The organism is Thalassovita gelatinovora, assembly GCF_001458355.1.
Lineage (GTDB): Bacteria > Pseudomonadota > Alphaproteobacteria > Rhodobacterales > Rhodobacteraceae > Thalassobius > Thalassobius gelatinovorus.
Genome location: NZ_CYSA01000015.1, coordinates 587069 through 610770 on the forward strand (window position 1 = coordinate 587069; position 23702 = coordinate 610770).

General features: G+C 56.1%; 20 protein-coding genes. 14 read left to right on the top strand and 6 right to left on the bottom strand.

The annotated features are described in order from the left end of the window. Positions 1–62: 62 nt before the first annotated feature. The gene (locus TG4357_RS07520) at positions 63–926 is read left to right on the top strand and encodes a phosphotransferase family protein (protein WP_082644090.1); all 864 of its coding nucleotides are present in this window, start codon (positions 63–65) and stop codon (positions 924–926) included. Positions 927–1005: 79 nt separating this feature from the next. Here the strand turns inward: TG4357_RS07520 and ubiB are convergent, their stop codons facing one another. Continuing rightward, positions 1006–2538, bottom strand: a complete 1533-nt coding sequence (ubiB, locus tag TG4357_RS07525) for a 2-polyprenylphenol 6-hydroxylase (RefSeq protein ID WP_058262237.1) — start codon at positions 2536–2538, stop codon at positions 1006–1008. Position 2539: 1 nt separating this feature from the next. Beyond that, the gene (ubiE, locus tag TG4357_RS07530) at positions 2540–3292 is read right to left on the bottom strand and encodes a bifunctional demethylmenaquinone methyltransferase/2-methoxy-6-polyprenyl-1,4-benzoquinol methylase UbiE (RefSeq protein ID WP_058262238.1); all 753 of its coding nucleotides are present in this window, start codon (positions 3290–3292) and stop codon (positions 2540–2542) included. Positions 3293–3376: 84 nt separating this feature from the next. Between ubiE and mutM the strand changes: the two genes are divergently transcribed. From mutM to TG4357_RS07590, 12 genes are all read left to right on the top strand, one after another. Next, positions 3377–4228, top strand: a complete 852-nt coding sequence (gene mutM / locus TG4357_RS07535; RefSeq protein WP_058262239.1) for a bifunctional DNA-formamidopyrimidine glycosylase/DNA-(apurinic or apyrimidinic site) lyase — start codon at positions 3377–3379, stop codon at positions 4226–4228. 64 nt (positions 4229–4292) lie between these two features. Continuing rightward, a complete protein-coding gene (locus tag TG4357_RS07540) occupies positions 4293–5069 on the top strand; it encodes an enoyl-CoA hydratase (protein ID WP_058262240.1) in 777 nt (258 codons plus the stop codon). A gap of 193 nt (positions 5070–5262) precedes the next feature. Further along, complete coding sequence (gene rpsT, locus TG4357_RS07545) at positions 5263–5526, top strand: 30S ribosomal protein S20 (protein WP_058262241.1); 264 nt, start codon at positions 5263–5265, stop codon at positions 5524–5526. Positions 5527–6115: 589 nt separating this feature from the next. Next, positions 6116–7501: a chromosomal replication initiator protein DnaA gene (dnaA, locus tag TG4357_RS07550; protein WP_058262422.1), complete on the top strand. Its 1386-nt coding sequence runs from the start codon at positions 6116–6118 to the stop codon at positions 7499–7501. A 165-nt stretch (positions 7502–7666) separates the two neighbouring features. After that, entirely contained in the window at positions 7667–8785 is a 1119-nt protein-coding gene (dnaN, locus tag TG4357_RS07555) for a DNA polymerase III subunit beta (RefSeq protein WP_058262242.1), read from the top strand. 62 nt (positions 8786–8847) lie between these two features. Continuing rightward, positions 8848–9957, top strand: a complete 1110-nt coding sequence (gene recF, locus TG4357_RS07560) for a DNA replication/repair protein RecF (RefSeq protein ID WP_058262243.1) — start codon at positions 8848–8850, stop codon at positions 9955–9957. A 73-nt stretch (positions 9958–10030) separates the two neighbouring features. Further along, positions 10031–11587 carry a class I adenylate-forming enzyme family protein gene (locus TG4357_RS07565; RefSeq protein WP_058262244.1) on the top strand — a complete coding sequence of 519 codons (1557 nt, stop codon included), beginning with the start codon at positions 10031–10033 and terminating at the stop codon, positions 11585–11587. A 72-nt stretch (positions 11588–11659) separates the two neighbouring features. Then, on the top strand, positions 11660–12529 hold the full coding sequence (locus tag TG4357_RS07570) for an NAD-dependent epimerase/dehydratase family protein (RefSeq protein ID WP_058262245.1): 870 nt from the start codon (positions 11660–11662) through the stop codon (positions 12527–12529). Next, positions 12526–13137 (top strand): sugar transferase, encoded by a 612-nt coding sequence (locus TG4357_RS07575; protein WP_058262246.1) that lies wholly within the window; start codon positions 12526–12528, stop codon positions 13135–13137. The genes TG4357_RS07570 and TG4357_RS07575 overlap by 4 nt, the downstream gene beginning before the upstream one ends. Positions 13138–13315: 178 nt before the next feature. Further along, positions 13316–15199, top strand: coding sequence for a nucleoside-diphosphate sugar epimerase/dehydratase (locus tag TG4357_RS07580; RefSeq protein ID WP_058262247.1), 1884 nt, complete (start codon positions 13316–13318; stop codon positions 15197–15199). A gap of 108 nt (positions 15200–15307) precedes the next feature. Beyond that, on the top strand, positions 15308–17725 hold the full coding sequence (gyrB, locus tag TG4357_RS07585; RefSeq protein WP_058262248.1) for a DNA topoisomerase (ATP-hydrolyzing) subunit B: 2418 nt from the start codon (positions 15308–15310) through the stop codon (positions 17723–17725). A gap of 611 nt (positions 17726–18336) precedes the next feature. Next, positions 18337–18681 (top strand): RidA family protein, encoded by a 345-nt coding sequence (locus tag TG4357_RS07590; RefSeq protein WP_175473920.1) that lies wholly within the window; start codon positions 18337–18339, stop codon positions 18679–18681. 152 nt (positions 18682–18833) lie between these two features. Here TG4357_RS07590 and TG4357_RS07595 read toward each other — a convergent pair whose 3' ends face one another. The 4 genes from TG4357_RS07595 to TG4357_RS07610 all read right to left on the bottom strand — a co-directional run bounded on the left by TG4357_RS07595 (position 18834) and on the right by TG4357_RS07610 (position 21874). Next, the gene (locus TG4357_RS07595; RefSeq protein ID WP_233487446.1) at positions 18834–19328 is read right to left on the bottom strand and encodes a TSUP family transporter; all 495 of its coding nucleotides are present in this window, start codon (positions 19326–19328) and stop codon (positions 18834–18836) included. A gap of 438 nt (positions 19329–19766) precedes the next feature. Further along, positions 19767–20279, bottom strand: coding sequence for an Lrp/AsnC family transcriptional regulator (locus TG4357_RS07600; RefSeq protein ID WP_082644092.1), 513 nt, complete (start codon positions 20277–20279; stop codon positions 19767–19769). Beyond that, the gene (locus TG4357_RS07605) at positions 20276–21136 is read right to left on the bottom strand and encodes a VOC family protein (RefSeq protein WP_058262249.1); all 861 of its coding nucleotides are present in this window, start codon (positions 21134–21136) and stop codon (positions 20276–20278) included. Before TG4357_RS07605 ends, TG4357_RS07600 begins: the two co-directional genes overlap by 4 nt. Positions 21137–21163: 27 nt before the next feature. Then, positions 21164–21874 (bottom strand): SDR family oxidoreductase, encoded by a 711-nt coding sequence (locus TG4357_RS07610; RefSeq protein ID WP_058262250.1) that lies wholly within the window; start codon positions 21872–21874, stop codon positions 21164–21166. A 192-nt stretch (positions 21875–22066) separates the two neighbouring features. On the opposite strand from TG4357_RS07610, the gene TG4357_RS07615 reads away from it, so the two are divergent. Next, the gene (locus TG4357_RS07615) at positions 22067–23662 is read left to right on the top strand and encodes an ABC transporter substrate-binding protein (protein ID WP_199484629.1); all 1596 of its coding nucleotides are present in this window, start codon (positions 22067–22069) and stop codon (positions 23660–23662) included. Positions 23663–23702: the final 40 nt, after the last annotated feature.

A 23702-nucleotide genomic window follows, 5' to 3' on the forward strand; every position in this document is an offset into this window, starting at 1 on the left:
CCGTTGCGGGGCAAAGCGTCTAGCGTCCGCCGGATTTTTGCGGAAAACGGAACCTGGACACCATGCAAAGCCCGCCGGAGGAACTGGTCGCGCTGCTGACGCAAAGATCAGCCGTGCCGGCACCGGCAGGGTGGACCCCGCTGACCGGTGGGAAAACCAACCGGTCTTGGCATGTGCAACTGGATGGTGTGTCTTGGGTGGTAAAGCTTTATGCGGGTGAAACCGGCAATCCGTTGTTTCCGAATTCAGCCCGGCACGAAGCGGCACTGTTGCGGCTTTTGGCCCCTACAGGATTAGCGCCGCAACTGATCGACATGGTATCGACCGCGCGCGGTACTGGTTTGATCTATACTTACCAGAACGGAATGCCATGGCGCGAGGACCCGGCTTTGGTCGCGCGCGCGCTATCGTTGCTGCATCGGCAAGACCCGACGAATTTGGCAGCCGGGTTGCGGCCGTTGGAGGGCGGTTCGGATCGTCTGATCACGCAGACCGAAACGATCATCGCCCGTTTGCCGGAGACCGCGCAACACCGCCTGCGCACTTTGCAGCCGAAAGGATCGGTTCCTGCGGCGGATCGCGCGGTTTTGCTTCATGGTGATCTGGTGCCGGGAAACGTGATCGTCGACCGATCACACGTGACCCTGATCGATTGGCAATGCCCGGCAATCGGTGATCCGGTGGAAGATCTAGCCGTTTTCTTATCGCCCGCAATGCAGCAGATTTATCGCGGCAGGCCGCTTTCGGCGTCGGAAAAGTCCGCCTTTATCGCGGGCTATGACCGGTCAAACTTACGAAAACGTATTGACCTAATGGCGCCTTGGTATCACTGGCGCATGGCAGCTTATTGCGCCTGGAAATCCGCGCAGGGCCAGCGGGAATATGAACGCGCCGGGGCATTGGAAATTGCTGCGCTGACGGCTTAGGCTGAAACACCGTTCAGTCTAAGGATTTACTTGAAGAATGACCGGTCCAAATCAGGTAGTCTGGTTTCTGACTGGCGTTTCAGCCAAACATCACCACCAAGACCGTTCCAGCCACGCCAAGCCCTGCCCCGGTCAGCCCCCAAACGACCCGTCCCACCCAACCGTTTCCGGCAGGTTCCACGAGCTCTTGAGCCTGACGGACCAGAATCGATTCGACCAGCCCCGGCAACCGCGGACCGAACCGGCCCAGTACTGCGGCGGTTTTTGCCAGATCGCCCAGTACAGCCTTCGGCCCGATGCTTTGCTTTATGTAGTCTTCGACCACCGGTTTGGCGACTTCCCAGATATTGATCTGCGGATGCAACGACCGCGCAACGCCTTCGACCACGACCATGGTCCGTTGCAGCAAAATCAGTTCGGTTCGGGTTTCCATGCCAAACCGGTCGGTTACTTCGAACAGGTAGTTCAGCAACCGCCCCATTGATATATGGCTGGCATCCATACCGAAAATCGGTTCACCCACCGCACGCAAAGCACGGGCGAATTCATCGACATCCATTGAAGCGGGGACATAGCCAGCTTCGAAATGCACTTCGGCCACGCGTTTGTAATCGCGCCTGATGAACCCGAACAAAATCTCGGCGTAAACCCGACGAGTATATTCGTCGATATAGCCCATGATGCCGAAATCATAGGCGATGATATCGCCATTGGCAGCGACCTTCAGATTGCCCTGATGCATATCGGCATGGAAAAACCCGTCGCGCAACGCGTGATTGAGGAACAGTTGCAGCACCCGTTCACCCAGTTCCCGGCGGTCATGGCCCGCAGCATCCAGCGCTGCATTGTTCCCCAAAGGCGCACCATCGGCCCACCCCATGGTCATGACCCGACGCCCCGACAGGCCCCATTTGATCTGAGGCAGTTGGAAGCCGACGTCATTCACCGTGTTCGCGGCGAATTCCGAGGCCGAGGCACTTTCCAGCCTCAAATCCAATTCGCCCTTAACCACCCCTTCGAAATGTTCGATCACATCGCGCGGACGTAACCGGCGCGACGCGGGGGACAGGATTTCAATCACGTCGGCGGCAAAATAGAACGCGTCGATATCCCGGCGAAAGGCCCGTTCGATGCCGGGGCGAAGTACCTTGACCGCCGCCAATTCACCGGTATCGCGCAACCGTACCCGATGCACTTGTGCGATGGATGCCGCCGCGACCGGTTCACTGAATTCCGAAAACAGTTCGTCGACCGGCAAGCCCAGCTCAGCCTCGATGCTCGCCTTGGCCACTGCGACCGAAAACGGTGGCAGCTGGTCCTGCAAGACCCGCAGATGCAGCGCCATGTCTTCACCGACCACATCCGGGCGGGTCGAAAGTATTTGACCGAACTTGATATAGGCGGGGCCCAGCGCAGTCAGCGCCCGCGTCACGGGCGGCATCGTTGGGTCGCCCTTGTAGCCCAAGAATCGGAACGGCCAAGCCAGAACCCGTGCAGCAATACGGATGCTGCGCGGTGCCTCCATCCCATCAAGGATTTCGCGCATCGCGCCGCTGCGCTCAAACGTCGCCCCGGTGCGGATCAGCCGCCAGATGTTGTGTGGTCCGCGCATATCAGATTTTCCATCCCGAATGCAGGCAGGCGATACCCATGGTCAGATTGCGGTATTTCGCATTCTCGAACCCGGCCTGCCGCACCATGTTCAGGAACGTGTCCTGATCGGGAAATTTGCGGATCGATTCCACCAGATACTGATAAGAATCGCGATCATTGGCGATCACCTGACCCAGTCTTGGGATGATATTGAAGGAATAGAGGTCATACACCTTCTGCATCATGTCATTCGGAATCTGGCTGAATTCCAGAACCATCAGACGACCACCCGGTTTCAACACCCGGCAGGCCTCGTTCAGCGCCTCCTGCGGACGGGTCACGTTCCGAATCCCGAAGCTGATCGTGTAAACGTCGAAGGTGTTGTCCGCGAAAGGCAGGTTCATCGCGTCGCCCGTTACCCAATCCAAGCTGCTGGCCATCGCCGCCGCTTCGGCCCGTTTGCGGCCTTCGATCAGCATCGGTTCGGTCAGATCCAGCACAGTGGCATGGGCGTGCCCGGCGCGTATCAGATAACGGAAGGAAATATCGCCGGTACCCCCGGCCACATCCAGAAGCTTGGTATTCGGACGCGGTGCCAGCCAATCCATCATCGCGTCTTTCCAGATGCGGTGGATGCCCATACTCATCGCGTCGTTCATCACGTCGTATTTCGACGCGACGGACCCGAACACCCCCTGTACGCGCCCGGCCTTTTCAGACTCGGGTACGGTTTCAAATCCGAAATGGGTGGTTTTTTGATCTGTCTCGGTCATGGGTCTTGCCAGTCCGTTGTTCTAGACCTTCTTATAGGGCGCTGGCCATGCGCTGCAATGCGCTGTTCTGTCAAAGGAAGACTTATGCCTGAACTCCCCGAAGTTGAAACCGTTCGCCGCGGCCTAGTCCCGTCCATGGAAGGCGCCGTGATTGCGCGCGCGCAGGTGAACCGCCCCGATCTGCGTTGGCCTTTCCCGGACCGGATGGCGGAACGGTTACAGGGCCGCCGCGTTCTGTCCCTCAGGCGGCGGTCGAAATACATCCTCGCCGATCTTGATTCGGGGGAAACGCTGTTGATTCATCTGGGGATGAGCGGCCGAATGCTGGTGTCGGGCGATCCGCTGGGACAGTTCGCGCATGTTCACCCCGCGCCGGAAAAGCATGATCATGTGGTGTTCAACATGGATAACGGCGCGCGCATCACCTTCAACGATCCGCGCCGGTTTGGCGCGATGGACCTGCTGGAAACCGCGACGGCAGAGAATCACAAGCTGCTGTCGGTACTGGGACCCGAACCCTTGGGTAACGAATTTTCCGAATCCTACCTGGTGGCAGCGCTGAAGGGCAAAAACACACCGATCAAATCAGCGCTGCTGGACCAGGGAATCATTGCCGGTCTTGGCAACATCTATGTCTGTGAAACGCTGTACCGGGCGGGGATACATCCCAAACGCAAGGCGGGGCAGATCGCTGACGCAAGGGCAGCCGCATTAGTCGCGATCATCCGCGACGTTCTGAAAGAAGCCATCGAAGCAGGCGGGTCCAGCCTGAAGGATTTCCGTCGGGCGGATGGGGAGTTAGGTTATTTTCAACACCGTTTCGATGTCTATGACCGCGAAGGCCAGCCCTGTCATGGCGATGGCTGCAAAACGGCGATTCGGCGCATCGTTCAATCGGGTCGGTCGACTTTTTACTGCCCGACCTGTCAAAGATAACTTGATCCGGACGCCCGGATTGGCCATCAATCGGCACTGACCGGAACAATGGAAAGCTGAATTCATGGCCTATGAGACGATCATCGTCGAAGTAGAAGACCACATCGCACTGGTAAAACTGAACCGTCCAGATGCGATGAATGCACTGAACGGCCAGTTACTGACGGAACTGGCCGACGCAATGAAAGCGGCGCAAGCGAACGACAAGGTGCGCTGTATCGTTCTGACTGGTTCGGAAAAGGCATTTGCCGCCGGGGCAGATATCAAGATGATGAGCGACAAAACCTATACAGAGGTTTTGACCGAAGATCTTTTCGGCCCGGAAATCGACGAAGTCAAACGTGTGCGCAAACCAATCATCGCGGCTGTTGCAGGCTATGCTTTGGGCGGCGGTTGCGAATTGGCGATGCTGTGCGACTTCATCATTGCGGCCGACAACGCGAAGTTCGGCCAGCCCGAAGTCAATCTGGGCGTCATGGCTGGTATCGGCGGCACCCAGCGACTGACGCGAGCCATTGGCAAGGCCAAGGCAATGGATATGAACCTGACCGGACGCTTCATGGATGCCGAAGAGGCCGAACGCTCGGGTCTGGTCAGCCGGATCGTGCCTGCCAAGAAGTTGATGGAAGAAGCTATGGGCGCGGCCGCCAAGATCGCAGAGAAATCGATGATTTCTGTCATGCTGATCAAGGAAGCTGTAGATAAAAGCTTCGAAGTGCCGCTTTCCGAAGGTCTGCTGATCGAACGCCGGATGTTCCATTCGCTGTTCGCGACCGAGGACCAGAAAGAAGGCATGGCCGCCTTCATCGACAAGCGCACACCGCAGTTCCGCGACAAATAGAAGGAACAAGGCAAAGCAAAACGAAACGGGCCGGTTTTCCGCCCGTTTTCAGTTGCAATTCCGCGAATCTTGGCTAGAAGGGCGCGATACATGCGCGTGAAGCCCGCCTAGGCAAGAATCGTTCCCGACAGAATGACTGTCCGGTGGGGCCGCGTTATACATATGCAACCCCGAACCTAAGGGAAGATCTAAAATGGCAAATTCGCCCCAGTCCAAGAAACGCGCCCGTCAGAACGAAGCACGTTTTGCAGTCAACAAAGCCCGTCGTTCGCGCATCCGTACTTTCCTGCGCAAAGTTGAAGAAGCAATCGAATCGGGCGACAAAGACGTCGCAGCAGCAGCCCTGCGGGCCGCTCAGCCCGAACTGATGCGCGGCGTCACCAAAGGCGTCTTCCACAAGAACACAGCGTCGCGCAAAATGTCGCGCCTGTCTGCCCGCGTCAAAGCACTGGGCTGATCTTAGGCCAAGGCAAAGGCCGCTCAAGACAATCAAATTATGTACACAGGGCGTCACAGTTGTGGCGCCCTGTTGCAATTCAAGGCTGTACGACGGGCACATGTGTTGCACAAAAATTCTGCCCGAGAGATTCTTTTTCGGATTCTCCGAGTCAAGGCCGAAGAACAGTTGCTCAGGTCACAAGCGACTTGCTAGCTTCTGGTTAGCGATTCACTTCGCCTTGGGGGGACAGGCTCGCCGGAACGTTTTCGCTACACAACGTATCGGCATTATCGAAGGTCCAGTACGGATGCATTCTTGTAGTGAATGTATGCCGCACGGGTTCTGTGGGTATTTACCCACGCCAGTCCAACAAGTTTTATGCGCCTGATCGCGCAACCTTCGGCAGGGCTTCTGTTGCAGAAGCGCCACGTCAAGGTGATATCGATTCGGGGTAGGGTTCGGTCCGGTTCAGGACGGCACAACTGTTGCATGGCTTTGCAACGGTAAGGAATGTTTTGTGCCGCCAATACAGATGAATAATCGCGCGGCAAATGTGCAAATGCCGCATATAAAATGTTAAGGTCGATGACAGGCTGGAATGGGGAACATGACGCAAGAACAGTGGGGCAAGCTTCAACAAAATCTTCTCACTACGGTGGGCAAGAATAACTATGCGACTTGGATCGAGCCGCTGGAATTTTTGGAAATCGCCGAAGATGTCGCCGTCTTCGAGGTGCCGACTTCGTTTCTGGGAAATTACGTTTCGCAGAATTTCGGTGATCTGATATTACATCAACTCAGTGAAGTTGTTGAAAACGTGCGCCGTATCAACTTCCGTGTCGCAGCCAACTCTTCTCAGCGCCCGACCCGGAAAGCCGAAATCGTAGACATGCCGAAAGAAGTGCAAAAAGACGCCCCTGCCGTAGTCCCGCAGGCCGCGCGGGAAGACCTTGTTCCTGGTGCCCCGCTTGATGCGCGCTTTACCTTTGACACATTCGTTGTCGGCAAACCGAACGAATTGGCCCATGCTGCTGCACGGCGCGTCGCCGAAGGCGGTCCCGTGACCTTCAACCCTTTATTCCTGTATGGCGGCGTCGGATTGGGCAAAACCCACCTGATGCACGCCATTGCATGGGAATTGCAAACCCAGCGCCCCGACCTGAACGTAGTCTACCTCTCAGCGGAACAATTCATGTATCGCTTTGTTCAGGCGTTGCGTGACCGCAAGATGATGGATTTCAAACAACTGTTCCGGTCGGTTGATGTGTTGATGGTCGACGATGTGCAATTCATCGCCGGCAAGGACAGCACCCAAGAAGAATTTTTCCACACCTTTAACGCGCTGGTCGATCAGAACAAACAGATCATCATTTCGGCTGACCGTGCACCGGGTGAAATCAAGGATCTGGAAGACCGGATCAAGTCGCGCCTGCAATGCGGTCTGGTGGTCGACCTGCATCCTACGGACTACGAATTGCGTCTGGGAATTTTGCAATCTAAGGTTGAATTGCACAAAATGCAATATCCCGGCTTGGAACTGGCTCCGGGGGTTTTGGAATTCCTCGCCCATCGGATCAGCACCAATGTCCGTGTTTTGGAAGGGGCGCTGACCCGGCTGTTCGCTTTTGCATCACTGGTTGGTCGGCCGATCACAATGGATCTGACCCAGGATTGTCTTGCCGACGTCTTGCGCGCCAGTGAACGCAAGATCACGGTCGAAGAAATTCAGCGCAAAGTGTCGGAACATTATAATATCCGTCTGTCCGACATGATCGGTCCGAAACGGGTGCGGTCCTATGCGCGTCCGCGTCAAGTCGCGATGTATCTGTGCAAACAGCTGACCAGCCGGTCGCTGCCTGAAATCGGGCGTCGTTTCGGTGGCCGCGACCACACCACCGTCATGCACGGGGTCAAGCGGATCGAAGAACTGCGCGTACAGGACGGACAGATCGCTGAAGACTTGGAAATGCTGCGCCGGGCGCTCGAAGCGTAACCAGAAACGCACACATCTGTACCGCACCGGTCCCGGTGCGGTCGTCATGCTCTTGACGGCCTTCCCAATCCAGAAGACAAACCAATAAAAGGCTTGAGCCGGTTGGGGATTACGCTACCTTGCACCCCCCGGGCTATGGGTCGGTACAGGGATAGGAGCGATGGAATGAAATTCAGCATCGAACGCGGGGCGCTTCTTAAAGCCGTTTCGCAGGCGCAGTCGGTCGTCGAACGGCGTAACACGATCCCGATCCTTGCCAATGTTCTGATCGAAGCCGAAGGTGACACCGTTTCGTTCCGGGCCACCGATCTGGATATCGAAGTCGTCGACAAGGCCCCGGCCCAAGTCGAAAAGGCCGGCGCCACCACGGTTTCCGCCGTCACCTTGCATGAAATCGTCCGCAAACTGCCCGATGGCGCGCTGGTTACGCTCAGCGATGATGGCGTCGCCGGTCGCCTAACCGTCGAAGCGGGCCGATCGAATTTCAACCTGGCAACTCTGCCGCGGGAAGATTTCCCGGTCATGGCAAGTTCCGAGTACCAATCCAATTTCAGCGCCCCGGCACCGGTTTTGCGCCGCCTGTTCGATAAATCGAAATTCGCCATTTCGACCGAAGAAACCCGTTACTATCTGAACGGTGTTTATCTGCACGTATCCGATTCAGATGGCGGCAAGGTTCTACGCGCTGTCGCAACCGATGGTCACCGACTGGCCCGGATCGATGCCGATCTGCCTTCGGGGGCCGAAGACATGCCGGGCGTGATCGTACCGCGCAAGACCGTGGGTGAATTGCGCAAGTTGCTAGATGATGACGAGATGAAAATCGCGGTATCGGTCAGCGAAACCAAAATCCGCTTCGCCACCCCGAACATTACCCTGACCTCCAAGGTGATCGATGGCACCTTCCCCGATTACAGCCGAGTGATCCCGGTCGGTAATACCCGCAAGATGGAAGTCGATGCCGGTGATTTCGCCGCTGCGGTCGATCGGGTTGCAACAGTGTCTTCGGAACGCTCCCGCGCGGTCAAGATGGCGCTGGACCAGGACAAACTGGTCCTGTCGGTCAACGCCCCCGATAGTGGTGCCGCCGAAGAAGAGCTGGCCGTGGCCTATAATGATGAACGGTTGGAAATCGGATTTAACGCGAAGTATCTACTTGAAATCGCAAGCCAGGTTGACCGCGAAAATGCCGTTTTCTTGTTCAATTCGGCCGGTGATCCGACCCTGATGCGCGAAGGCAATGACGCTTCGGCAGTTTATGTGGTCATGCCCATGCGCGTCTGAGGTGCTGCGGAGTTTTCCACAAATTCCGGGACGGGTTCTGAATCAGAAACCGTTGCTGCCTCATGGCTGATCTTGCGCTCAAGCACCTGACTTTGTCACATTTTCGATCCCATAAAACGGGCCGGATCGATTGTGACAAGCGTCCGGTCGCTATCTATGGGCGCAATGGGTCGGGCAAAACCAATATCCTTGAGGCGGTTTCGCTGTTTTCCCCCGGTCGCGGCTTGCGTCGTGCTTCGGCCGAAGACATGATGCGACGCCCCGAAACGCTGGGCTGGAAAGTCACCGGCCTGTTGCAAGCAGGACCGCGCCTACACGAGATCGAAATATGGTCTGAAAACGGGGCCGCGCGACAGTTGCGCATTGACGGAAAATCCGCGGCGCAACTCGAGTTGGCGCGGTTGTCGCGGGTGCTGTGGCTGATTCCGTCAATGGACCGGCTTTGGATTGAAGGCGCCGAAGGACGACGGCGATTTCTGGACCGGATGACCCTGTCTTTCTTTCCCGAACATGCCGATGCAACGCTGGCCTATGAAAAAGCGATGCGCGAACGCAACCGGTTGCTCAAGGATCAAGTCCGCGATCCCCATTGGTATGGTGCGCTTGAGGCGCAGATGGCGGTGAATGGCGCGAAGATTCACGCCCATCGCCGCGCCACGTTGGAATTTCTGGAACAAGCGCAGGCACAGACCGAAACCGCCTTCCCCACCGCGACGCTGGAACTGATGCAAAGCGAAGGCGCGATGCCAGACACCGAAACCGATCTGCGCGATGCGCTAACGGAAAGTCGGTTCCGCGACCTGGCTGCCGGACGCAGCCTTGTTGGACCGCACCGAACCGATCTTTATGGTGTCTTTGCGGCCAAGGGTGTGCCTGCCAAAGACTGTTCCACCGGCGAACAGAAGGCGCTGCTGGTATCGCTGATCCTAGCCAATGCGCGGGCGTTGTCAGACTTGATCGGCATGCCGCCGATCCTGCTGCTGGACGAAATCGCGGCCCATCTCGATGCCGGGCGCTTGGCTGCGCTTTATGACGAAATCATAGGCTTTGGCGCACAAGCCTGGATGACAGGCACCGGGCCCGAACTGTTCGACGCTTTAGGCGACCGCGCGCAATACTTAGAAATTCAGGAAACAGGCGGTGTATCCGAGATCGTTATGAAATCATCATAAAACCGCAAAGCAGAACTTGATTCCGCATCTCGAACAATGAATAGTGCGCTCAACCACGCGAAGGAGGACGCGCATGGGCCTAATCACCCCCCCAAATCCGGAAACCATGCCGGAACTGAACGTAATCGATGGCATCCGCGCACGGGCCAAGGAAACCCCGGAGAAAGAAGCGATCGTCTGCGGCGATATCCGCCAAAGCTGGGCCGAATTCGATCAACGCAGCAATCGCTGCGCCAATGCACTGATCGAACTGGGCATCGACAAAGGCGACCGCGTTGCGATCCTGTCGCCGAATTCCGCACCCTATGCCGAGATCTTCATCGGCACGCTCAAGGCCGGAGCCTGCATCGTGCCGCTTTCGACCATGGCCTCGAGCGAGGCGCTGGAAAAAATGGTCGTCGATAGCGGGTCCAAAGTTCTGTTTCTTGCGGATCACTATCGTGATTTGGTGGCACCATTTCTTGAAAACCTGAATGCTCGTCTTGTGGCGCTGGATTTCGACGCTGCCGGATTTACCGGTTACGAAGATTTGTTAGCGCGGCAGCCAGAAACCGATCCAGTGATCGCTGTCGATTGGGACGACCCGTTCAACATCATCTATTCCTCTGGAACCACCGGCACCCCAAAGGGTATTTTGCATAGTAACTGGATGCGGGCGGTACAGATGGAACGCGCGGAACCCAGCGGCTATTGCGACAATGCCCGCACCTTGTTGTCGACGCCGCTTTATTCCAACACAACGATCGTATCATTTTTACCGACCCTGTTCGGCGGATCGACCGTGCACCTGATGGGAAAATTCGACGCCCGTCGGTATCTGGAAATCGCCGAGGAGGAACAAATCACCCATACGATGCTGGTGCCAGTTCAGTACAAACGCATCATGGATATTCCCGAATTTGACGACTTTGACCTGACATCCATGCGCGTGAAGTTTTCCACCTCTGCGCCGCTTCGGGCCGATGTGAAGGCGGATGTTCTGGCCCGATTCCCCGGCAAACTGATCGAATATTACGGTCTGACCGAAGGTGGCGGCGTTACCATTCTTGTCGCCGATGAAACGCCGGACAAGTTGCACACGGTTGGGGCTCCTGGGCCAGGAACCGAAATCAAGCTGATCGATGTAGATGGAAACGAAGTTCCGAAAGGTCAAGTCGGTGAAATCTGTGGCCGCAGCCCGGCAATGATGGCGGGTTATTTCGGGCGCGACGACTTGACCAACGATTACATCTGGCACGACGGCGACGGGCGCTTGTTCTTCCGCACGGGCGATATGGGCCATTTTGACGAAGACGGGTTCCTGATCCTATCAGATCGCAAGAAGGACATGATCATTTCCGGCGGATTGAACATTTACGCCAACGATCTGGAACTGATCCTGCTGCGCGACCCGACTGTGATCGATGCCGCGGTGATCGGTGTTCCGTCTGAACAATGGGGGGAAACGCCTTTGGGGTTGGTGGTGCGTAAACCGGGATCTGACAAAACGGTCGAAGACATTCTGACCGACGCCAACGCGCTACTGGGTAAAAGCCACCGACTGTCGGGGATAGAGTTGCGCGATACGCTGCCTCGGTCTTCGATCGGCAAGATCCTGAAACGGGAATTGCGCACGCCTTATTGGCAGTGATCGGGCCTGTTCACATCCCGGCGTGGGTGATACCAAGACCGTAAGAAAATTGCGGCAAAGGTATCACCGCCGGTGACAGGGCAACGCACGAAAACACTTCTGGTTCTGGGGGCGTCCGGCAAGGTCGGGCGCCTTTTGCACGCCATCTGGTCAGCACATCCGCCTTCCGGGTTGCGGGTGTTGTATCAATTTCGCAATGCGACATCGGATGATGCGGACTGTGTTCAATTTTCCCTTGGTGATCCTGTCGGGCGGATCGGTCCTGTCGACGCGGTGCTGTCCCTTTGGGGGGTGACTTCGGGTGACAACAACACGTTGGCTATGAACAGTGAATTGGCAAACGAGGCGATGCGGATTGCCCGCGCTACCGGTGCCGACCGTGTGCTGCACAGTTCGTCCATCGCCGTCTATGCGCCATCGGACAGGCCATTGAACGAAACTGATCCGGTCGCCGCGCCGAATGCTTACGGTGTGGCCAAATCCGCGATGGAAAATGCCGTGCGTTCCGTGACCGGACCGCGCAGTTGTGCCTTGCGCATAGGGTCTGTGGCAGGGGCGGAAAGCTTGGCGACATCGGTCGATGCTTACCTGGCAGCCTCAGCAAAAGCGCCGCTGAGCCTGCACCGCTTTCGTTCGGGTCACGGACCTGCGCGCAGCTATATCGCGCCATCCGATTTGGCGCAGGTGGTCGAGGCGCTGACCTTGTGCCCCATCGGTGACTTGCCCGGCATTTTGAATGTCGGATCTGCCAAGCCGGTCACCATGGATGCATTGCTGACTGCGGCTGATATTCCCTTTGACTGGCAACCGGCTCCGATCGGAGCCCGCGAATATGCCGTACTGAACACCGACCGGCTGCACGATCTGGTGCCGCTGCCAAAAGCCGACAGCGATCCCGCTCGGATCACCCGCGACTGGCTGAAATGGAGGGCGCTTTCATGACATGGTCAAAACGCCTGTTCGACCTCGCCGCGGCCTTGTTTCTGACGGTCCTGCTATTTCCCCTGATCGTCATCCTGACGCTTGTCATTTTGATCCGCGAAGGTCGCCCGGTGCTTTATATTTCTGAGCGGATGAAGACAGCAGACGACCCCTTCCAGCTGTGGAAATATCGGACGATGACCGTGGCAGAGCAGGACAGCGGCGTTTCGGGCGGCGACAAGGCAGCGAGGATAACTCCGACCGGGGCGTTTCTGCGCCGCTACCGGCTAGATGAAATCCCGCAATTGTGGAATATTCTGCGTGGCGACATTTCCTTCGTCGGGCCAAGACCACCGCTGCGCCGTTACGTCGAAATGTTCCCCGACCTGTACCGGAAGGTATTGCATTCGCGCCCCGGCATCACCGGTTTGGCGACCATCCTGTTTCACCGCCACGAAGAAAACATTCTGGCCGATTGCCAAACCCCGAAAGAAACCGAATCCGCCTATGTCAGACGCTGCGTACCGCGAAAAGCCGCGCTGGATCTGATTTATCAATCCCGCCGCAACCTGTGCCTTGATATTGCGTTGATGATTAAAACAGTTTTCCGAAAATTCCCGTTGAAGTAGGTAAAAAAGGCGATTTTCCGCCAAAAAACATCTGGATAGCTGTTTCTACTCTTGCACAATAATGGGGCAAAAAATAAAGTCACAGCAGATTGATAGGCAATCGACGCAGCGTATTTTTTTTGCCCGGTTTTTTCCAGCCGCCTCGCTTCAAATACCCCGGCCACGTTGGAGGCTGACAATGACAATTTATAATTTTGCCATCAATCTTAAAGATCAGCAAAAGCATCTAATTTTTCTGTTCATTGACATGATGTTGGTGCCAATTTCCTTGGTCCTCGCCATGATGTTGAGCCCGGCATCCGGTCCAGGCGAACAAATTGCGCTGAAGTTGCCGGTACTGGTGGGCATTCTAACTCTGCTGGGTCCGGGGATTGCGCAAATTCTGGGTCTGCCGCGAATCCGCCTCAACGCCTTCGAATCAGGTGGCATCCACCGCACGGCTATTCTGGCCGGTATTCTGGCGATGGCCGGGTTGGCGATGAATATCGTGTTGGATACGCCGCTTCCTGCCGCGACGCTGGCAATTTTTGCAATGGTTTACCTCATTATCGTTGTGTCCACCCGCATGCTGCTGCGCGAAATCGTCCGATCGATTTATCGACGGGGCAGAAAGCCGACCCGCGTCATCGTCTATGGAGCAGGCCAGACCGGTCAGCAGTTAGCCGCTGCGCTGCGAACCGATGATCAGGTCGAATTGGTCGCCTTTGTCGACGACAATCCTCGGCTGCAAAGCTTGACGCTGACAGGGGTTCCGGTTCACGCGCCCAGCCGCATGAAGGAACTGATCGCCCGGAAAGAAGTCAACCGCGTGGTTCTGGCCATGCCCACCGCGGCCCCTTCGGTTCAGGCACGCATTGCACTCCGGCTGCGCAGCATGGGTTGCGAAGTCCATTCGCTGCCATCTTTTGCCGAACTCATCACCGACCGCGATATTTCAAAGCGCAGCACACCGGTATCCATTAGCGATTTGCTGGGACGTAATGGGCTGGATGGCGAATTGCCCGCAGTCGCCCATACCTATCAGGCTCAAAGCATTTTGGTCACCGGTGCAGGTGGATCGATCGGGTCCGAACTGTGCCGACAACTGGTTGCCTGCGAACCGGCTAACCTGATCCTGCTCGATCACAGCGAATTGGCGCTGTATTTGATCGAAAAAGAACTTAATGAACTCGCTCCAAATGTGCGGGTGACGGCGATACTGGGATCTGTCTGTGATCCAATTCTGCTGAGAAAGATCTTTAGCGAATTTTCAACAGACATCGTTCTGCACGCCGCCGCCTATAAACATGTGCCCATGGTGGAAAAGAACGTGATCGCCGGGCTTAGAAACAACGTTATCGGCACCCGAATCATCGCCGAAGCGGCAGGACATGCCGAAGTCGCCCGGTTCATTCTGGTCTCCTCGGACAAGGCGGTGCGACCAACCAACATAATGGGTGCGTCCAAGCGGCTGGCCGAACTGGTGGTTCAAGATTTGGCGACGCGGTCGAGCAAAACGCTGTATTCGATGGTCCGCTTCGGCAACGTTCTGGGGTCATCTGGGTCTGTCATCCCGCTGTTTGAGGAACAAATCGCGCGGGGGGGGCCAGTGACGCTGACTCATAACGATGTCGCCCGTTACTTCATGACCATTTCCGAAGCCGCGCGATTGGTATTGTTGGCCGGTCCCTTCGCCCGGGGCGGAGATTTGTTCGTGCTGGACATGGGCGATCTGGTACCGATCCGCAAACTAGCGCGGCAAATGATCGAAGGGGCGGGGTTCACCGTACTGGACGATGAAAATCCAGATGGAGACATCGAAATCAAGGTCACCGGTTTGCGTCCCGGTGAAAAGCTGATCGAAGAATTGCTGATCAGCCCCGACATGTTGACCACGCCACACCCAAAGATTCTGCGTGCGCAGGAAGGGTTCCTGTCGGAAATCGAAATGGCCACCGCCCTGAAGGATCTGCGCAACGCCGTGGACACCAGCGATGTCGAAGCGGCCCGTGCCGTCGTGACCCGGTGGGTCGAAAAACATTCAACGATGATGTCCGAACCGGCCAACATCACCGAAGCCTGAAAAAGCAGTGGCAAACCGCTTTTCCGCGCCGCGCTAAATCATGTGTGGGACGTGACATTCCCCGTAGGGTTTCGTATATGTTCCTGACAATAATTGAGGAAGGGCGGAATGTCCGAGACCGAGCAAAATTCGCAAGAATACGGCGCAGATTCTATTAAAGTTCTCAGGGGCTTGGAGGCGGTTCGCAAACGTCCTGGCATGTATATCGGCGATACCGATGACGGCTCTGGGCTGCATCATATGGTCTATGAGGTCGTCGACAACGGCATCGACGAAGCACTGGCAGGTCACGCGGATTCCGTGCGGGTGAAAATTCACGCCGACAACAGTGTTTCAGTGCGCGACAACGGGCGCGGTATTCCGGTCGATATCCACGAAGAAGAAGGCGTGTCAGCAGCCGAGGTCATCATGACCCAGTTGCATGCAGGTGGTAAATTCGACAGCAATTCTTACAAGGTGTCGGGTGGTTTGCACGGCGTCGGCGTGTCGGTGGTGAACGCGCTGTCCGTGTGGTTGGAATTGCGCATCTGGCGCAATGGCAAAGAACATTATGCCAAATTCGAACATGGCGACTGTACCGAACATCTGCGCGTGGTTGGTGACGCAAATGGTGAAAAAGGCACCGAAGTTCGCTTTCTTGCCTCTACTGATACATTTTCGAACCTCGAGTACTCCTTCGAAACACTGGAAAAACGGTTGCGAGAACTGGCTTTCTTGAATTCAGGCGTCCGCATCATTCTGGAAGACGAACGCCCTGCCGAACCGCTGAAAACGGAACTCTATTACGACGGCGGCGTGAAAGAATTCGTCAAATATCTTGATCGTTCAAAACAGTCGCTGATGGCCGAACCGATCTATGTCATCGGTGAACGCGACGATATCGTGGTTGAAATGTCGATGTGGTGGAATGACAGTTATCACGAAACCGTGCTGCCCTTTACCAACAACATTCCCCAGCGCGATGGTGGAACGCACCTTGCCGGCTTCCGTGGGGCCTTGACCCGGACTCTGGGTAAATACGCCCAGGACAGCGGCATTGCGAAAAAGGAAAAGATTAACTTCACCGGTGATGACGCCCGCGAAGGGCTGACATGTGTCTTGTCGGTCAAAGTGCCCGATCCCAAGTTCAGTTCCCAAACCAAAGACAAACTAGTTAGTTCCGAAGTACGCCCAGCCGTCGAAAACCTGATGAATGAAAAGCTTTCCGAGTGGTTGGAAGAAAACCCGAACGAAGCCAAGGTCATCGTCAGCAAGATCGTCGAAGCCGCGCTGGCCCGTGAAGCCGCCCGCAAGGCCCGCGACCTGACCCGCCGCAAAAATCCGATGGACATGAACTTTCTCAGCTCCAAGCTCAAGGATTGTTCCGACAAGGATCCGGTCAATACCGAAATTTTCCTGGTCGAGGGTGACAGCGCTGGTGGGTCCGCCCAAACCGGACGTGATCGCAAGACACAGGCGATTCTGCCGCTCAAAGGTAAGATCCTGAACGTCGAACGCGCCCGGTTTGACCGAATGCTCGGCAGTCAGGAAATCGGCAACATGGTGATGGCGCTGGGCACCGGGATTGGGCGCGACGAATTCAATATCGCGAAATTGCGCTACCACAAGATCGTCATCATGACCGATGCTGACGTCGACGGGGCCCATATCCGTACTTTGCTTCTGACCTTCTTTTACCGTCAGATGCCCGAACTGATAGAGGGCGGCTATCTCTATATCGCGCAGCCACCGCTATATAAGGTCAGCCGTGGCAAATCCGAGGTTTATCTCAAGGATCAGGCCGAAATGGACGAATATCTGATCGAACAGGGCATTCAGGACACCGTTCTGAAGCTTGGATCGGGTATGGAAATGGCCGGGGCCGACCTGAAACGTGTGGTCGAAGAGGCCCGCAGTCTGAAACGCCTGCTCGATGCCTTCCCGACACATTACCCGCGTCATATTTTGGAACAGGCCGCCATCGCCGGGGCCTTCGTGCCCGGCGCGGTCGATGCCGACCTGCAAGGCGTCGCTGATAAAGTGGCCAAGCGGCTGGATCATATCGCGCTTGAATATGAACGTGGCTGGCAGGGTCGGATCACCCAGGATCACGGTATTCGCCTCGCCCGCATCCTGCGTGGGGTGGAAGAGGTCCGCACGCTTGATGGCCCGATGCTGCGTTCGGGCGAAGCCCGCAAAACCGGCAGCTTCACCAAATCCTTGCAGGAAGTTTACGATCTACCGGCAACGCTGACGCGCAAGGATCGCAGCATTTTGATCCACGGGCCTTTGGGTTTGCTTTCGGCGATCCTGAGCGAAGGTGAAAAAGGTCTGTCGCTTCAGCGCTACAAGGGTCTGGGCGAAATGAACCCCGATCAGTTGTGGGAAACCACGCTCGATCCCGAAGCCCGCACTCTGTTGCAGGTTCGGGTCGAAGACATGACCGAAGCTGATGATCTGTTCACCAAGCTGATGGGTGACGTGGTTGAACCACGACGCGAATTCATCCAGAAAAACGCGCTGAGCGTTGAGAACCTCGATTTCTGATCCGGTGTGGGGACGCATAGAATTCCACGGCGCGCATAATTTTGCGCGCCCTCATTGACTGGACACACGGATATGTCCAAGAATTTCCAAAGCTCTTTGCGGGGTCGGCGCACCACCCCATCGAACTTGGAGACTCGCAACGACATGAGGCACAGCGGTTCTTCAATTCGGTGATCACCACCCAACGGTTGGCCGCTCTCCATCCAAGAAAGACGTTGGATAGCGCCCTGCGGATTCGATTGGTTGCCAAACAGCAGCCAGCACCCGTAGCCCAAAGGTTAGCTCCCCGGCTTATCCCCCCACCTGTTTCACAGCGCACCTCAAGCTAGCTATACTGTGAGGGTAGACGACAAGCGGATCTTCAAAGCCGAAGTTTCTTGACGGTCCGGGTGATGCCCTTTTCCTTCGCGATCATCTGGAATAGATGAAACAGGTTCCAGTTCAGGTCTGGTTGTTAAATGGTGCCCATAAAGTAGGAATCGGCTGCAATTCAGTCATTTGCCGCATTGCGTCACCCCTATTTCCGGCATTCTTTCTGCCTTTGCATCCAACCTGTGCGAAACGAACAGCCTCTGAAAACGTGGCAAATTATTAATCAGAAAGCGAGAAACATGAGCATCACCCGTCTGCACCCCGGCCCGCGCATGAGTCAGGCCGTCATTCACAACAACACCGTCTATCTTGCCGGGCAGGTCGGCACAGCTGGTGCCGATGTCACCACCCAGACCAAGGATTGCCTGAAAGCTGTCGACGCGCGTCTGGCAGAGGCCGGCAGCGACAAGTCCAAGCTTTTACAGGTGATCATCTGGCTGGCTGACATGTCTGACTTTGCCGAAATGAATGCGGTCTACGATGACTGGATTGACCCGGCAAACCCGGCAGCACGCGCTTGCGGCGAAGCCAAACTGGCAACGCCCGAGTACAAGGTCGAATTCATCGTCACGGCCGCGATCTGATCGCCGCCTCAGCCGGGGCCAAACCTGACACGTGCCCCGGCTACTTGCGCCAGCAAAATCGAAACCGCGACACCGGAACATGATCCGGCAAAAGATGTGAAAGGTTTCTTGGCAACCCTGTGTCCATTTTCGCAAAAGTCGGAGAATGGTGGTTAGATATACGCACTAACCCCCCGAATACCGGATGCCACTGCCGTCAACGCCAAAAGCGCTATAGCGGCTTTGCGATAGCCGCTTTCTCCGAGCCTTGAGAAGACCTGCCCGCCAGCCCAAGTGCCAACCAAAAGTGCGGGCAGCGCGGTGACCGCAAGCAGCGCAATGTCCCGGTCCAACTGATCAGCAACAATGAGCCCGGGTAGCGCCATCAGCGACGTGATGAAGAAAAACACCATAAGCGAAGCGCGCGTGATTACCGCCGCCTGGGAGCGCCCAAGAAAATAAGCGATCGCGGGCGGTCCGGGCATGGCTGCCAGGCCGGAAAACACCCCCGACAACAGGCCGGCGGCTATCGCGGGATTCCGTCCTGGCGGCAATTCGATTTTTGCCAGCAAAGCGGTCAACCCGGCAATCACCACCAGCGCCAAAACGATCCGCATCGCGTCTGGTGATAGTTGCGTCAGCCCCCAGATCCCGACCGGAGTTCCCAAGATTGCCCCAAGCGAAAGCAGCGAACAGCATTGCGATCCAGCAACGCGCGCATCGACACCACATCACGCAGTCCGACAAGGCATTGCAGCATAATGGCAAGCGAAACGGCACTGGCCGGGGGCATGATAATGCTCATTGCCGGCACAGCGGCCAGAGCAAAACCAAATCCCGTCATTCCCCTCAGAACTGCCGCAGCAAAAACCGCCGCACTTACGGTCAACGCTAGCGTCATGCTTCAAACGACTTTACAATTGTTTCATTGATGTCCAACATTCGCCTCAAATAACGCTGCTTTGCCACGCAGTGGTATTTAAATCTGCCGCGATAGTCGTCATCCTGACTGCCGCAACAAGTCCGAAACGGCTGTCCTGTGCACAGACGATGACGGGGCGATACTTAACTTGTCGCTGGACCACCACGATTTCCCTTCGCCCCCCTCAGAGATAGGTTGTCGGGATCGCGGTGGTAAACTTCAGTTCTTCCATCGAGATCATCGAGTTCACCTGGCTGAATTCCAAACGCCGGATCATTTGTTTGTAAACTGCGTCATAGGAATCCATATCCGGCACCACGACCTTCAGGATGTAATCGACCGTGCCGGTCAGGCGATAAGCTTCGACCACTTCGGGGATTTCGTCGATCAATTCGCGAAACCGATGCAGCCATTCAATCTCATGGCGCGACGTGCTGATCCCGATAAAGACGGTCAGGGGAACATTGGCTCGGGTTTGATCGACCAAGACCACACGCTTCTTGATCACCCCTGCCTCTTCCATCCGTTTGATCCGCCGCCAACAGGGGTTGGTCGACAGACCCACAGCTTCGGAAATCGCTTGAATCGGAGTGTCGCTGTCATGTTGCAGAATTTCGAGAATCCGCTGATCGGTTTCATCGAAAGTCATGGTTGCGATCGGTTTGGAACCGGTTTTTCGAGGACGTGGTTCCGTCATGCGAGAACAAACTCCATAAGAACACCTGCTGCAAATTCTGGTCCCACGGTAAGACCATCAGATGTTTCGGAAAAAGCCACATTCGAATTCACAAGGCAATCCTTTGCCGCCTCAAGATCGCGCGTCTTTATCCGCAACACGGTAAAAGCGCCATTCGCGGTGGCGGAAAGATCAATCCCCGGATAACGCTTGGCCATTGTTGACGGGTCGCACAGGATCAGCGGAGCCGAATTCAGTCCGGTGTGGACCGTGAAACAATCATCCTCTTGTGTCACATGGCCCTCGGCCCAAAGCCGGGCAAAGCCATTGGCGTCTTTCTCAGGGCGATCCGAAATGGCCAGAATCGCATCGATTCCACAGGCCGTGTTGCGATGCTCCAACAATTCAGGAATCCACACCGTCTCGCGGGTTTTGTGCTGACACATGAACACCATTCCAAGTGGCATGTCTGCCGGGGTAAAGGAGACGGTTGAGAAGGCCGCGACTCCCTCCGACCCATCCGGCAAGGGCACCGGACGGGAAAAGTCGCCAAGCCCCTGCGTCGCCAAGCCCAGTTCAGACAAGGCGTCGGCCGCAGCTTCGGCATTCTCGATCCGGCAGGCTATGGCATGGAGCCCCTGCCCCATTGTGGCCAAGGTTTCCCGCCGCGCTGCGTTGAGATCGGTCGGCGCCAGAATACCCAGAAGTTCGAAATAATCTGTCGGGAACATGATGGTATAATTGGCCGATCCTTTGGCAGCAGAATGGGTACCACGTGGGGATAAGGTAAAACCAAGCGCATCGTATTGTGCGGCGGCACTGTCGAGATCGTCGACGAGAGCAAAGCAATGGTCGATGCCTTTGACGGGATGGGGCATGAATGAAGTCTCCTGTAGAAAGAAAGATCAGCGACGCACAGGCGCCAGAACGATTTCGGGTAGCGAAATACCCGACTGCATCTGCGCGACGAACAACGCGGTTTTCGCCATATCCTCGGGCTGAATCATCGTGGCCAACGTTGCGGCATCGAATCCCGGGCGCTGCGCCAACAAGGGCGTAGCGACTTCTGCGGGGCAAAGTGCCGTCGAACGAATGCCGTTTTTGCCCTCTTCGTCATTGAGGCTCAGTGACATATCAGAAAGCGCGTGCTTGGAAGCCCCATAGACAACACCGCTGACCGGGGAATGGAATCGGCCTGCCCAACTTGAAGTATGGATCATCACCCCGTCCTGTTGCGCCCGCATGATCGGCAGACAGGCTGCGATTACATTGAGCGCACCGGTGATATTGACGTCGATCACCTGATCCCAGCTTTTCCAATCGAGATCGGCCCAGGTGCGGTTCGGGATGTTGAGCCCAGCGTTGTTGCACAGCACCGAAAGATCTCCGCCCCAAGAGGCAATTTCTTGTGCGGCTCCGGCCATGCCTTCGCGGTCGGTCACATCACCACGTTTTACATAGACGTTTTCAGGGATCGGCAGCGTGGCTGCCACAGATTCGAGCGCATCTTGGTTTCGAGCCGTCAGCGCGACGCGATAACCCGCTTCGGCAAAAGATTTCGCCATCGCCGCGCCGATTCCCGACCCAGCGCCTGTGATCCATGCAGTTTTTGACATGTGTTTCCCACTATTTCGATATTTTGAAGATCATGTTACCAATTTTTAATCATAGTGCAGTGTATTTTTCCAAATTAAAAGTATAATTTGGTTTTACATGTTGACTGACATCGCGAGACGCGGTTCACGTAAACCGGCAACAGCACCAAAAGGCCCAACGAGGCCAACCAACCGACAGGGAGAACCTGAAAAATGACTTTGCAGATTAAAAAAGCGGGACTAGCGCTCGCCATGACCGGGGCTCTGAGCTCTGTGGCCTTCACGGCCACGGCACAAGAAGAAGTCCAAAAGGGCGGCACTGCAGTCGTTCATATGATTTCTGAACAGCGCATCCTGAACCCCGGGCTACGCGCCTCTACCGGGGTGTACAACATCACCGGTAAAATCATGGAACCGCTGATCGACAAAAGCTATGAAGGTTACGAGCCTGTGCTTGCGACCGAATGGTCCGGCTCCGAAGACGGTCTGACCATCACTCTCAAGCTGCGCGAAGGCGTGAACTGGCATGATGGTGAACCCTTCACCTGTGATGACGTCGCCTTTTCTGCCATCGAGCTTTGGAAAAATCTGCTGAACTATTCCTCAGCGCTGCAGGCCAATCTTGAAAGCGTCGATTGCCCTGACCCGCACACCGCCGTGTTCAATTACTCAAAACCGATGCCGTTGCCGCTTTTCGTCGCCGCCATGCCCGATCTGGGCCACCCGGTACCGAAACACCTTTATGAAGGCACGGAGATCCTCAAGAACAAGTATAACACCGCCCCCGTGGGCACGGGCCCGTTCAAGTTCGTCGAATATGAGCGCGGTCAATATGTGTTGGCCGAAAAGAACGAGGATTACTGGCGCGAAGGATTCCCCTATCTAGACCGCATTGTTTGGCGGTTCATCAAAGATAAATCCGCTGCTGCTGCCGCGCTTGAGGCTGGCGAGGTGCACGAATCCGGGTTCATCGGAGTGTCTATGGCTGACGTCGAACGTCTGGGCAAAGACGACCGGTTTGACGTGGGCACACAAGGTTACGAAAACAACGTGGCCCATTCCACCGTCGAATTCAATCACCGCAACCCGATCCTCGCGGATGTGAAGGTGCGCCAAGCGATGTATCACGGGCTTGATATTGAGTACGCGATCAAAACCATCATGCATGGCTATGCAAAGGCAGGTCGCGGTCCTGTTCCGACTGCGGGTGGTCTCAATTACACAGACGATGTTCCGACTTATGCCTATGACACGGAATTGGCCAAGAAATTGCTCGACGACGCAGGTTATCCGGTCAAAGACGATGGCTACCGGTTCCATTTGAAGCACCGTCCGGCTCCTTGGGGTGAATACACCCAGCTTTGGGCCGAATATTACGCTCAGGCGATGAAAGAGATCGGTATCAATGTCGAAATCCTAACCAACGACGCGCCGGGTTTCCTCAACGGTGTTTATCGCGACCATGATTTCGACACCGCCAATGGCTGGCACCAGTTCCGTTCTGACCCGGCCGTGTCCACCATGGTCTGGTTGCGCTCCGGTCAGCCGGAAGGCACCCCTTGGACCAACCAGTTTGGTTGGAAAAGCGACGAAATCGATCAAATGATCGACGCCGCCGCCTCTGAGCTCGATGTCGAAAAACGTTCCGAGATGTATCACGAAATCCAAGCCCGCTCGATGGAAGAACTGCCCGTGTTCTTTGCCATTGAGCACCCGTTCATCTCTGTGACATCGACCAAGCTCCACAACCACCACAACACCCCCCGGTGGAATTCGTCGAGCTGGTACGATCTCTGGATCGAACAGTAAAACTTGCCGGGACGGGCGCATCAAACGCGCCCGTCCTCCC

Bases quoted from the DNA above. Each gene is read 5' to 3' on its own strand.
- TG4357_RS07520 (WP_082644090.1), top strand. From the start codon at position 63: ATGCAAAGCCCGCCGGAGGAACTGGTCGCGCTGCTGACGCAAAGATCA.
- ubiB (WP_058262237.1), bottom strand. From the start codon at position 2,538: ATGCGCGGACCACACAACATCTGGCGGCTGATCCGCACCGGGGCGACG.
- ubiE (WP_058262238.1), bottom strand. From the start codon at position 3,292: ATGACCGAGACAGATCAAAAAACCACCCATTTCGGATTTGAAACCGTA.
- mutM (WP_058262239.1), top strand. From the start codon at position 3,377: ATGCCTGAACTCCCCGAAGTTGAAACCGTTCGCCGCGGCCTAGTCCCG.
- TG4357_RS07540 (WP_058262240.1), top strand. From the start codon at position 4,293: ATGGCCTATGAGACGATCATCGTCGAAGTAGAAGACCACATCGCACTG.
- rpsT (WP_058262241.1), top strand. From the start codon at position 5,263: ATGGCAAATTCGCCCCAGTCCAAGAAACGCGCCCGTCAGAACGAAGCA.
- dnaA (WP_058262422.1), top strand. From the start codon at position 6,116: ATGACGCAAGAACAGTGGGGCAAGCTTCAACAAAATCTTCTCACTACG.
- dnaN (WP_058262242.1), top strand. From the start codon at position 7,667: ATGAAATTCAGCATCGAACGCGGGGCGCTTCTTAAAGCCGTTTCGCAG.
- recF (WP_058262243.1), top strand. From the start codon at position 8,848: ATGGCTGATCTTGCGCTCAAGCACCTGACTTTGTCACATTTTCGATCC.
- TG4357_RS07565 (WP_058262244.1), top strand. From the start codon at position 10,031: ATGGGCCTAATCACCCCCCCAAATCCGGAAACCATGCCGGAACTGAAC.
- TG4357_RS07575 (WP_058262246.1), top strand. From the start codon at position 12,526: ATGACATGGTCAAAACGCCTGTTCGACCTCGCCGCGGCCTTGTTTCTG.
- TG4357_RS07580 (WP_058262247.1), top strand. From the start codon at position 13,316: ATGACAATTTATAATTTTGCCATCAATCTTAAAGATCAGCAAAAGCAT.
- gyrB (WP_058262248.1), top strand. From the start codon at position 15,308: ATGTCCGAGACCGAGCAAAATTCGCAAGAATACGGCGCAGATTCTATT.
- TG4357_RS07590 (WP_175473920.1), top strand. From the start codon at position 18,337: ATGAGCATCACCCGTCTGCACCCCGGCCCGCGCATGAGTCAGGCCGTC.
- TG4357_RS07600 (WP_082644092.1), bottom strand. From the start codon at position 20,279: ATGACGGAACCACGTCCTCGAAAAACCGGTTCCAAACCGATCGCAACC.
- TG4357_RS07605 (WP_058262249.1), bottom strand. From the start codon at position 21,136: ATGCCCCATCCCGTCAAAGGCATCGACCATTGCTTTGCTCTCGTCGAC.
- TG4357_RS07610 (WP_058262250.1), bottom strand. From the start codon at position 21,874: ATGTCAAAAACTGCATGGATCACAGGCGCTGGGTCGGGAATCGGCGCG.
- TG4357_RS07615 (WP_199484629.1), top strand. From the start codon at position 22,067: ATGACTTTGCAGATTAAAAAAGCGGGACTAGCGCTCGCCATGACCGGG.